Annotated in this window: 7 protein-coding genes; 2 read left to right on the plus strand and 5 right to left on the minus strand. The window is 62.3% G+C overall.

The features are described 5' to 3' along the window. The first annotated feature begins 38 nt into the window (after nucleotides 1-38). The gene (locus OXU42_06955) at nucleotides 39-1,106 is read left to right on the plus strand and encodes a BMP family ABC transporter substrate-binding protein (GenBank protein ID MDE0029119.1); all 1,068 of its coding nucleotides are present in this window, start codon (nucleotides 39-41) and stop codon (nucleotides 1,104-1,106) included. A gap of 156 nt (nucleotides 1,107-1,262) precedes the next feature. Then, nucleotides 1,263-1,523, plus strand: coding sequence for a type II toxin-antitoxin system Phd/YefM family antitoxin (locus OXU42_06960; protein ID MDE0029120.1), 261 nt, complete (start codon nucleotides 1,263-1,265; stop codon nucleotides 1,521-1,523). Nucleotides 1,524-1,928: 405 nt separating this feature from the next. Here the strand turns inward: OXU42_06960 and OXU42_06965 are convergent, their stop codons facing one another. The 5 genes from OXU42_06965 to OXU42_06985 form a co-directional block, all read right to left on the minus strand. After that, on the minus strand, nucleotides 1,929-2,996 hold the full coding sequence (locus OXU42_06965; protein MDE0029121.1) for a hypothetical protein: 1,068 nt from the start codon (nucleotides 2,994-2,996) through the stop codon (nucleotides 1,929-1,931). A gap of 167 nt (nucleotides 2,997-3,163) precedes the next feature. Continuing rightward, nucleotides 3,164-3,532: a hypothetical protein gene (locus OXU42_06970; GenBank protein ID MDE0029122.1), complete on the minus strand. Its 369-nt coding sequence runs from the start codon at nucleotides 3,530-3,532 to the stop codon at nucleotides 3,164-3,166. Between the two features lie 304 nt (nucleotides 3,533-3,836). Next, a complete protein-coding gene (locus OXU42_06975; protein ID MDE0029123.1) occupies nucleotides 3,837-5,042 on the minus strand; it encodes a restriction endonuclease subunit S in 1,206 nt (401 codons plus the stop codon). Continuing rightward, complete coding sequence (locus OXU42_06980; GenBank protein MDE0029124.1) at nucleotides 5,039-6,670, minus strand: N-6 DNA methylase; 1,632 nt, start codon at nucleotides 6,668-6,670, stop codon at nucleotides 5,039-5,041. Before OXU42_06980 ends, OXU42_06975 begins: the two co-directional genes overlap by 4 nt. Nucleotides 6,671-6,674: 4 nt before the next feature. Next, nucleotides 6,675-8,714 carry a DEAD/DEAH box helicase family protein gene (locus OXU42_06985; protein MDE0029125.1) on the minus strand — a complete coding sequence of 680 codons (2,040 nt, stop codon included), beginning with the start codon at nucleotides 8,712-8,714 and terminating at the stop codon, nucleotides 6,675-6,677. Nucleotides 8,715-8,792 lie beyond the last annotated feature (78 nt).

The following is an 8,792-nucleotide window of genomic DNA, read 5'->3' on the forward strand; positions in this document are numbered from 1 at the left end:
ATCAACCGTACCTTTCACCTATCCGGAGGAGGAAAAAAATGAGAAAACTCATCGTGCTGGCGGCCGTTCTTGCCCTGTCCCTCGTCACCGCATCCGCGTTCGGGGCAGACCCCTTGAAGGTCGGCTTCATCTACGTCGGCCCCATCGGCGACCACGGCTGGAGCTACCAGCACGACCAGGGCCGGTTGGCCGTCGAGAAGGCCCTGGGCAACAAGGTGAAGACCCTCTACATCGAGAAGGTCGCCGAGGGCCCGGACACCGAGCGCGCCATCACGCGTCTGGCCCGCCAGGGCGCCGGCCTGATCTTCACCACCTCCTTCGGCTTCATGGACCCCACCATCAAGGTGGCCAAGCGTTTCCCGAAGGTCATGTTCGAGCACGCCACCGGTTTCAAGCGCGCCAAGAACGTCGCCACCTACTCGTCGCGCTTCTACGAGGGCCGCTACGTCATCGGCCAGATTGCCGCCAGGCTGTCCAAGAACGGCGTCGCCGGGTACATCGCCTCGTTCCCGATCCCGGAGGTGGTGCGCGGCATCAACGCCTTCATGCTCGGCGCCCAGTCCGTCAACCCCGACTTCAAGATCAAGACCGTGTGGGTGAACTCCTGGTTCGACCCCGGCAAGGAGGCCGACGCCGCCAAGGTGCTCATCGGCCAGGGAGCAGACATCCTCACCCAGCACACCGACTCCACGGCGCCCATGCAGATCGCCGGCGAAAAGGGCATCAAGGCCTTCGGCCAGGCGTCGGACATGATCAAGTTCGGCCCCAAGACCCAGCTCACCTCGATCATCGACGACTGGAACCCCTACTACATCCGGCGCACCAAGGCCGTGCTCGACGGCACCTGGAAGTCCACCGACACCTGGGGCGGCATGGACACCGGCATGGTCGGCATGGCCCCCTACACCAACATGCCCGCCGACGTCGCCGCCATGGCCAAGGCCACCGAGGAGAAGATCCGCTCCCGCAAGATGCACGTCTTCGCCGGCCCCATCCACAAGCAGGACGGCTCCCTGGCCGTCGCCAAGGGCAAGAACCTCGACGACGGCACGCTCCTGGGCATGAACTGGTACGTCAAGGGGATCGACGACAAGCTGCCGAAGTAGGGGGGCGTTTCCCCGGACGATGAAGCGGGCCGCATGGGAACGGCCCACTTCCGTTCTCCGATACGCACCAACCGGTTGAAAATGGGTTGACTCTCGGCGGGAAAAGACTAGTCTTATATCTAGTCAGTAGTTAGCTCGCGCCAACTGGTGGAGAACATGGACAACACTTGGCAAGTGCAAGACGCAAAAGCACGTTTCAGCGAAATGCTTGAAACCGCTCTGGTCAATGGGCCGCAAATTGTTACCAAGCGTGGCGTGGAGGCCGCTGTGTTGGTCCCCATCGAGGAGTGGCGCCGGCTCCAAAGGAATACCCGGCCGAGCCTCAAGGATGTGCTGCTGGCACCGGAGGCTCGTACGGAGACTCTCACGCCCCCACGACGGAGAATGCGACGGCGTCCAGCGCAGAGATTCGACTAGCTGGCCCGTGTATCTCCTCGATACTAATGGATGGAATTTCGCTAACCTACTGAATACATTGTGTTATCCTTCATACCAGTCCCATGGCGTAAGCGGTTCGGAAGCGGTTTGAGTATAGCAACAGCGTAAATCAGCGCGTGCCCGTCTGCCGCACCGGGCTCTGTCACCTCTCGCCTCGTTACCACTCCAGACATCAAGCGGTTTATGTCGCCCCACGCCTTTCTCCCTCGGTTTCCGATCCGACCAAGTCATAGCCCACCGCATCGGCTGAGACTCTGATGCGGTGCTCCTCGCCTCTCATCGTCCACGCTTTGCAGCGAAGACCCACGATCCCGGTCCACCAACTGAAGCGACTGGGTCTCGCAGCATGAACGGCTGGAGGCGGAACCACAGCGCTCGGGGCAGCTATTTGTCGAACGGGATTTCGATGGCGGCGCAGCCGGGACCCACCTCGCAGTCGAGCCGCAATGGCGCTTCGCCGTCCGTGGTGATGGTGATGGCTCCGTTGACGCGGGTCATGTACTCGGCGCGAGTGCTGAACTTGTCGTTTTCGCCATCCGCGGTCTTGCCGCAAATGACATGGTGCTTGGGTGTCTCGGCGAGGCTGTCGCTGAGGGTTTGTCTCGTTGCGCACGTAGGATGGCCGTACAACGTGCCTGCGCTGTAGACGACCACCGCGGGTCGCGTCGCGGCAGCCCAAGCCGCGCTGTTGCTGCCTTCGCTGGACGCGCCATGATGCGAGGCAGTGAGGACCGTTGCGCGTAAACCGTCGCCGAAATTGGCAATAGCGGCGCTCTCCGTGACACCGGTTGCGTCGCCCGTGAAGATGACGCCGAAACTGCCGTACTTGAGCATGAGCACAAGGCTGTTCGCATTATCGTCGTCGCTGGAGTTAGTGGCAGGCTCGCCGGAGTTCACGGTCAGCACGTAGGACGAAGCCGTGCCGCAATCCAAGCCGTTAGCAATGGGCTGCCCATCATTGTGCCAGTCCTTCGCAAAGCGCCCATGGATTGCGGCTCCCTGTTCCTGCTGACGCAATACCCAGCTTCGGAGGTTCTTGGGGTAGTCTTCGGGGTCGTCTCCTTGCCAAACGGCACTGATTTGGACTTCACCGAGGACGTGGGGAATCAGGGAGACGTGATCTAGGTCACTATGGCTCAGTACGACTTCGGGAGAGCGGTCGCCGAGTGTGTCGCGAATGCGCGTCTTGAGTTCCTGGTCCGATATCGCGTGCTTGCCCCGTCCTCCAGCGAGCCTCCCGCAGTCCACGATGATGGGACGGGCATTCGGACCGGGGCACTCGACCACGGTGCACGTGCCGGCCCCGACGTTGTAGAAGTGCACACGCAGCTCGTCTTCGCGTCGGTCCGGTAGCGGACTAACCGCGCCTCCGCGAGTCGCCTCAGTGGCGACTACGGCGAAGACGACGAATGTGATCCCAATCGCGATGGCGAAGGCAAAAGACCGGGTCATTGGCTATTCCTAGAGTCGAGATATAACGAGCACCATATGGTTGGTCGCAGGATGTAGTCAAAGGACGACTAAGGTGCTGACGACAGAAAGGAGTTAGAAAGGAGTTCGGTTGAGGAGCTCAATCACCCTGCCTGCCGAACATCACCTCAAACGTCCCAATCGATCCGTCAACAATCGCTTGTCGACAGTACGAGTCCTTCTTCTGAATCCTCTTCCTCGGTAACCAAGGCTTCCACTACCGGATCTCCAATCTTCACGAAGCTCTCCTTTTCATCCAGATCTTCCCACGTCTTCTCAACCGTCTTCAACGTCTCATACTTCGTAACCCATTTTGGCGGCATCAATGCATGCGCCAACCCACCCTGAAGGGTCGCCAAACCGCCCCGACCCCCGACATTAACGCGGGTTTTCTTATGTGTGGCTAGAGACAGCTTGGCTTGGATCACGGTTATCTTGACCCTAGCTTTCGGTCGTTCGACTGAGCCCAACACTTGTCCGGTATCCGGGTCTTCGATACCTTGGTGTTTTTGGTCCATGATATTTAAAGTACATTCCTGAACGGACGCCATCATCGCCCCCGATAGACACAAGGCCATTATGAAAGTCCAAAGACTCCGGGGCCAGTCGGCATCAGACGCGCTGTCCGCCGCCGGGATGTGGTGGCGTCCCTGCACCGGACAAGTTTCGGGGCCCGAGGCTGAACTTCCCCGCCGCAATGGTCGTCGACATGCCCCACACGGGTATCGCCGACCAACACCGCCGCGCATTCGCCGGCGTCACCAGCGCTCTTCGGAATCTTGTTGCGAGTTCACTTCGACCCCTTCCGGCGCCAAAGTTTGGTCAACCAGGATCCAGTAGGCGGGAGAGGAGGGACTCGCTTAGCGCCGACGTCTTCTCGGTTTGGGTCTGCAGAAATGTCTCCATGGCCCATATTCGGGCAACAAGTCGCGAAAATGACCGCTGGGCATTGAGCGGTGGAACGTATAGGCGAAGTCGCTTTACGATAGAAAGGTTCCATCCCTCCATGACCTGTCCCTGAGCCTGAATGCGAGTTTGTGCGCGAACACGCTCGTCGAACAGTAACGCTCCCCATACAAAGAAGGGCTCAACGCGACTACGGTCCAGTGTCAACACGCAAAGATGCTTCGTACTCATGCACTCGGGTAAATCATCGGGTGTTACGCATACACGGCCCGTAGTACCCATTATCGTGATGATTACATCACCTGGAAAAACTCGATAGCGTTGAAAAGGGGCGTATTTTTGAGGTGTAATGTATCGTCGTTTCACCCAACGAAATCTATTTGAGACTACATTGTCAATGCCAAGCACCGGCACGCCGTTATCTGTAAATTCGGAGTGTTTCAGCTGGCTTCCAAACGGCCCCGTTCTGATGGATCGGCGGCGATCCTCTAGAAGTTGTGCGACAGAACACTCTGGCCAACTCGTGGGCTCTGATTCTTCAGCGCCGAACATACTGACAAATAGCGCTGGAATGAATTCCCGCATTCGCTCCTGCGCCTGCTTCCGCAGCCGTTCAATCTTCGCCGCCCGGTTCAGAATCCCGACGATTCGCCGCTGTTCGTCGAGCGGCGGAAGCGGCACCAAGGCGGTTTTCAAAGTGGACAGTTTGAGAGATGGCAGACTGGTGACCTGCGCTTGAGCACGGGGATCATAGTTTGCGGACCACCAATAGAGATAGTCCGGCTCGATTCTTGTCCGGTCTGGAATGACAATCGCAAGGTGACTGACGACATACGCGTCGGTGGCGAGCTTGGCCCGATGGTTGAGGTTCACTGACGCGCCGCTCTTGGGTATCAGGATGCTGTCTTTGGGGAACAACCGCAGGCGGCTTCCCGCCACCCATTCGGTGCTAAGGCGGTCTGTGGAATCCGCAAGTGCCGGGTGACGGTGATGACGCCCGACATCCTGCATCCGCACGAATAGCGGACCGTCGGAAGCAAAGGCTTCGGGATCTTGGGGCGCAGGGTCGCCCGTGACCACATCTGCAACGTCACCAAGCTGCAAAATGGGATAGCCGCTCATTCAGGGATCGCCCCCCGCACCGCGTCCGCCAATTCGTCGATCTCGCCCAAGACCTCCGTTTCAATCGCCCGCAGCTCCTCCAGTATCTCCAGCGGGTCGCGGTACTCGACCTTCGTCCGGTTCTGCGGCCGGTACCGGTTGGCGCTGAGGTTGAAGTCGGCGGCGCGAATGGCGTCGGCCTCGGCGAACCACCAGTTCTCGGTCCAGTCCGCGTCTGGCTCACGGTCGCGCCATGACGCCCATCGAGCCTCCCGCTCATGGAACACCTCCGTCAGATAGGGAAGATCGTCCTCGTCTATCGGCTGGTCATGGTTGGCGTCGAGCTTGAACCCGTCGTTGTCCGCGTGCAGGAACATCACCCTTCCGGTCGCGCCGCCCTTGCGGAACACCAGCACCGAGGTCTTGACGCCGGAGTAGGGGTTGAAGACGCCGCCCGGCAGCGACAGTACCGCCTCGACCGTGTTGTTTTCGACCAGTCTACGACGCAGTTCCCTGTGCGCTCCCGTGGAGCCGAACAGCACGCCTTCGGGCACCACGACACCGCAACGCCCCCCGTCCCTCAGATGGTTGAGCATGTATTGCAGGAACAGGAGCTCGGTCTGTCCGGTGCGACCGATCTTCACGTCTTCGACGATGCGGTCCTTGTCCAGCCGCCCGGAGAACGGCGGATTGGCGAGAATGACGTCGAAGCCGTGCGCAGGGAAACCAAGTTCCGCCTTTGCCGCTCGGTCGAGGGAACGAGTGAGCGCGTCCCGGCGCAGGATGCGGACCCGGTCGAGACCGCGGAGAGTCAGGTTCATGGTTGCGAGACGGACCATCTGCGGGTCCACGTCGGTGCCGTAGAAAGTAGCTTCCCGCAACTTTCCTACCGCGTCCCGGCTCAGGGTATCGCCGAGGCCGCGTCGGACGATCTTGCCTTCCGCGTCGAACTCCTCGATCCCGGCGGGCGAGGAGTTGGCGAGCCGGATGTGGTCCCACGCGGCGACCAGGAAGCCCGCCGTCCCGGCCGCCGGGTCGTATATCGTCTCGCCGAGCCGGGGATCCACGAGTCGCACCAGAGCGCGGATGACGTGCCGGGGCGTCCGGAACTGGCCGAGTTCGCCCGCCTGCCGGATCTGGCGGAGCACATGTTCGAAAAGATCGCCCTTGGTGTCCGCGTCCACCCGGTCGAGATGCAGGTCGTTCAACTGGCTGACAACCTGGGTAAGCACCGTCGGCTCGTCGATGACCAGCCGGGCGCCGTCCATGAAGTCCGTGACGCCGTTCGCGGCCAGTTCCGCATGGAACGGAAAGACCTCCTCCCGCACCCAGTTCACCAGCCGTTCGCCGTTCAGCGCATGCGCCCAGGACGACCAGCGAAGGAGTTCGCGCGGCACCGTTTCCGCACCAGGCTCGCGGGCGTTGCGCGGGTCGCACAGGTTCCATTCGCCGTCGAAAGCGCTGGCGTACGGGGCAGCGCCCGGCCGTTGCGCCGCGCGTACCCCGGCGGCGTCCGCCGCCTCGTACATGTAGAAGTAGATCAGGAAGCTTAGCTGTTCGGCGTTCTGGGCCGGGTTCGGATAGCCGCCGCCAAAGAGATAGTCGCGGATGCGATCGATGCCGCGCCGCAGTTCGGAGGTGAGGGGCATGGTGCTATCGCTCCCCTGCACGGGCGCGTACGGGATCGTCGGGCGCCGGCCGTGGTCCGAACACCGCGGCGTTCAACTCCGCAATCAGCCGGCCGAGCGACTGCTCTCCGCCGAACACCCGCCGGGCCTGCTCGTAGCCGCCGAGGGCGGCAAAGGGGTGCTCGTCGAAAACCCATTCGCCGAAAGTGTCCATGTTCATCGCGTCGGCGCGTACCCGGCTCCCGATCAGGCCCGCCCAACGAACCTGTTCCGCATCGAACTCGTCCTGCTTTCCACGCCATGCCTCGAAGCGCATGCCGATCTCGTCGGCGCGCGCCTGGTGCTCAGGCGTGCGCACGATGCGGCCGGTGTCGTCCAGTGTGAGCCAGTCCCGGCTCTCCGGGTCGATGTGGTCGTCCACGTCGAGGGTAAACAGCATGCGGGGCTTCTCGGGCCCGGGCGGTCTGCCGCCGTCGCGGACCAGGCCGCCCCCGACGTCCCCATCGTCGTCGCCGTGGAAGTCCGTCACGCCGACGAAATCGAAGATCGTGAACCCGGTCTTCCGGATGTGCGGCGCCTTCCGCGTACCGCGCCCGCGCATCTGGCGGTAGAGGATGGCGCTTCGCGTGAACCGCGCCATGACGAGGTTGACGACCTCTGGGCAATCGAAGCCGGTATCGAGCATGTTCACGCTGACGAGTATCCTCGGATATTCCTCCTCCTTGAAGCGCTTGACGATGGCGCTCGCATCGGGCGCCGGGCCGCCGCCGACATCGCTGACTACGAAGTCCGCATAGCGCGTGGCCGGGTGGGGCTTCAGGTCCGCGAAATGCTCGTCGAACATCTCCGCCAGCGTCTCGGCATGACGCCGGGTCACCGCGAACACGATGGTCTTGCCCCATGCGGGCCAGCGCCTGACGCCGTCCCGGCCCATGAAACCCTTCTCGTGGGCGTCGCGGAACTCCCGTACGATGGCCCGGTTGCGTTCGGGGATCGTGAACTGGCGCTCGAGCGCCCGCGGGTCCACCGTGATCGTGTCCGAAGAGTCGAAGAGTTCCTCGAACTCGTTGCGCGTCCGTTGATCCATGGCGCTCCAATCGAGTTCGTCCCGCCTCACCTCGAACCCGTCCTCGGCTGCGGTCTTCACCGTCATCGCCTTGTAGATGCGGTAGGGCACGAGATGACCCTCCTCGATGGCCCGACGCAAAGTGTAGCGGAATGTGGGCTCGGCAAGTTCGAAGAAACGCAACGTGTCGCGCACGAACTGCCCATCCTCGGGATCGGGAAGCGCATCCGCGTCCGCCGTGCAGGGGGTCGCGGTGAGGCCGAGCTGGATGCTGTCGAAGTGCCGGAGCACACCGCTCCACTTGCCGTAGATCGAGCGGTGGCACTCGTCGGTGATGACGAGGTCGAAGTACCCCGGCGAGAGGTCGCGGTGCTCCGCGATCATGGTTTGCAGCGTTGCAATCGTGATGCGCTTCGCGCGGTCGAAGCCCCGGCCGGGACGCAGCACGTGGCAGGGGTAGTCCCGGAGATGGTCGGTGAACGCGTCCTCGGCCTGCCGCGCCAACGCGATCCGATCGACGAGGAACAGGACGCGGGTGACGATACCCGCCTCGAACAGCCGCTTGATGAAGGCCGCTGCCGTGCGGGTCTTGCCGGTCCCCGTCGCCATCTCGACCAGCAGTTTGCGCCGTCCGCGCGTGACTTCGGCGGACAGCGTTTCGACGCAGTCGATCTGGTAGCCGCGGTCGACGATCTTCGGGTCGATGGCCACCGCCGACAATTCACGCCGGACCCGGCGCGCGGCGATCCGCCGTTCGAGGTCGTCCTGGGCATAGAAGCCCGCGATCTTGCGCGCGTGGGCGTCCGCCTCCCCATCAAGGAACCGCACTTCCTCGCCGTTCGACAGAAAAACGAACGGCACTCCGAGCTGTTTCGCGTAGTGTCGGCCCTGGTCCTGCGCCGCGACGGGATCGATGCTCGCGCGTTTGGCCTCGAGCACGGCCATCGGCCGGCCCTGCCGGTCGCAGAGGACGTAGTCGGCTTGCGTGCCGTCCGGCAACGCGTGTTCGAAAAGGACGCTTGATGGGGTTGACCCGATTTGGTGGACACCTAAAGAGTGAGAGAAGGAGGTGTCCAG

The organism is Deltaproteobacteria bacterium, assembly GCA_028818775.1.
GTDB lineage: Bacteria > Desulfobacterota > Binatia > UBA9968 > JAJDTQ01 > JAJDTQ01.

Excerpts from the sequence above, each read along its gene's own strand:
- OXU42_06955 (MDE0029119.1), top strand. The coding sequence starts at position 39 with ATGAGAAAACTCATCGTGCTGGCGGCCGTTCTTGCCCTGTCCCTCGTC.
- OXU42_06960 (MDE0029120.1), top strand. The coding sequence starts at position 1,263 with ATGGACAACACTTGGCAAGTGCAAGACGCAAAAGCACGTTTCAGCGAA.
- OXU42_06965 (MDE0029121.1), bottom strand. The coding sequence starts at position 2,996 with ATGACCCGGTCTTTTGCCTTCGCCATCGCGATTGGGATCACATTCGTC.
- OXU42_06970 (MDE0029122.1), bottom strand. The coding sequence starts at position 3,532 with ATGGACCAAAAACACCAAGGTATCGAAGACCCGGATACCGGACAAGTG.
- OXU42_06975 (MDE0029123.1), bottom strand. The coding sequence starts at position 5,042 with ATGAGCGGCTATCCCATTTTGCAGCTTGGTGACGTTGCAGATGTGGTC.
- OXU42_06980 (MDE0029124.1), bottom strand. The coding sequence starts at position 6,670 with ATGCCCCTCACCTCCGAACTGCGGCGCGGCATCGATCGCATCCGCGAC.